Origin of the sequence: Bradyrhizobium sp. CCBAU 11386, assembly GCF_028128955.1 — a bacterium.
In the GTDB taxonomy this organism is placed as follows: domain Bacteria; phylum Pseudomonadota; class Alphaproteobacteria; order Rhizobiales; family Xanthobacteraceae; genus Bradyrhizobium.
Genome location: NZ_LBKA01000019.1, coordinates 1 through 754, shown reverse-complemented (window position 1 = coordinate 754; position 754 = coordinate 1). Strand labels below are relative to the sequence as shown.

The 754-nt window shown below is 59.7% G+C and carries 1 protein-coding gene; it reads left to right on the top strand.

The features are described 5' to 3' along the window. Window positions 1-754, top strand: a 754-nt coding sequence (locus XI09_RS05300; protein ID WP_271565929.1) for a transposase, incomplete at both ends; no start/stop codon positions are given.

Here is a 754-nt window from a genome sequence, read left to right as displayed (position 1 = left end):
CGGAGGCGGATCGTGGGCAGTCGACGTTGTTGCCCGAATGCCTCGATGATTTCATTGACGAGAGCAACCCTGTTCGGGTGATCGACGTGTTTGTCGATGCGCTCGATTTGGCCGAGTTAAGCTTCGAGGGAGCGGAGCCGGCCGCAACGGGTCGGCCGTCGTATCACCCCTCGGTTCTCCTGAAGCTTTACATTTATGGCTATCTGAACCGGGTGCAATCGAGCCGGCGGCTCGAACGAGAAGCCGGCCGCAATGTTGAGGTGATGTGGCTGCTGGGTCGGCTCGCTCCCGATCACAAGACAATTGCCGACTTCCGCAAGGACAGCGGCCTGGCACTCCGCAAGGTGTGTGCGCGCTTCGTTGAACTCTGCCGAGAGATGGGTTTACTGGCAACGGCGAGCGTTGCGATCGATGGCAGCAAATTCAAAGCCGTGAACAACCGGGACAGGAACTTCACACGGGCGAAGGTGGAACGGCGTCGTGCTCAGCTGGAGGAGAGCGTCGCGCGGTATCTGAGCCAGCTTGATACGGCTGACCGACACGAGCCGACCGAAGCGCTGGCCGCGAAGGTGACGAGGCTTAATGAGAAGCTCACAAAACTGAAGGACGAAATGGGCAAGCTTGCTATTTACGAGAAGCAGATGCTGGCTTCGCCCGACCAGCAAATCTCCCTGACTGATCCCGATAGCCGCTCGATGGCAACCAGCGGCCGCGGGTCCGGCGTTGTCGGATACAACGTGCAAGTCGCCGTGGA